This window comes from Spirosoma jeollabukense, assembly GCF_054777855.1.
The window spans coordinates 1-560 of sequence record NZ_BAAHAD010000103.1 but is presented as its reverse complement, the minus strand read 5'-3'; the positions used below and the strand labels follow the sequence as shown (position 1 = coordinate 560).

At 66.8% G+C, this 560-nt stretch carries 2 protein-coding genes; one reads left to right on the top strand and one right to left on the bottom strand.

Going from position 1 to position 560, the window contains the following annotated elements:
- A partial coding sequence (locus ACYVEA_RS34775; RefSeq protein WP_461117933.1) for a hypothetical protein occupies positions 1-248 on the bottom strand: 248 nt, incomplete at its 3' end.
- Positions 249-331: 83 nt separating this feature from the next.
- Here ACYVEA_RS34775 and ACYVEA_RS34770 point away from each other — a divergent pair.
- On the top strand, positions 332-560 hold a 229-nt coding region (locus ACYVEA_RS34770), incomplete at its 3' end, for a hypothetical protein (RefSeq protein WP_461117932.1).

The window sequence follows — 560 nt, the reverse complement described above, 5'->3', positions numbered from 1 at the left end:
GGTTTGCCGAGGAGGGCGCTGTTTCCCGTCGGAGGCGCGGTGGCGGTGGGGGCCGTGGAAGGCGACGCCACATCGGGGGCGGGCCGTGCCCACGCGGCCTGCAGCTGGCGTTGATGCTGCCAGGCATCGAGTGATTCGCTGGCCATGGCCGGCAAGGTGGTGGCCAGCAGCAGCGAGCTGGCAACAGCAAGTGCCAGCGGGCGATGCGGGAGGGAGCGGGACGAACGGCCGTGCAGCGGGTGATTCATCGGACAACTTCCTTGGTTGACGGACAACAACGCCGTTAACGCCAAGGCAGGCCGATGCCCCCCAGTCGCGTGAAGGAAATTTTATGAACTGGTTAAGGATTCGTGACGCGGGTGTTCACCTCGCCTCCCGGCGGCCCGGCTACGGTGGGCCGGCCTGGGCTCACCAGGCTTATCAAGGAGTGATGACGATGCGTGCATTGAAGAAGATGGTCGCCGGTGCGGTGTTCGCGCTGGCCTGCACCGGTTCGGTGGCGGTGGCAGGGCCGGTCGAGCCCTGCGACAAGCCGTGCTGGCGGGCCTATCAGATGTGCC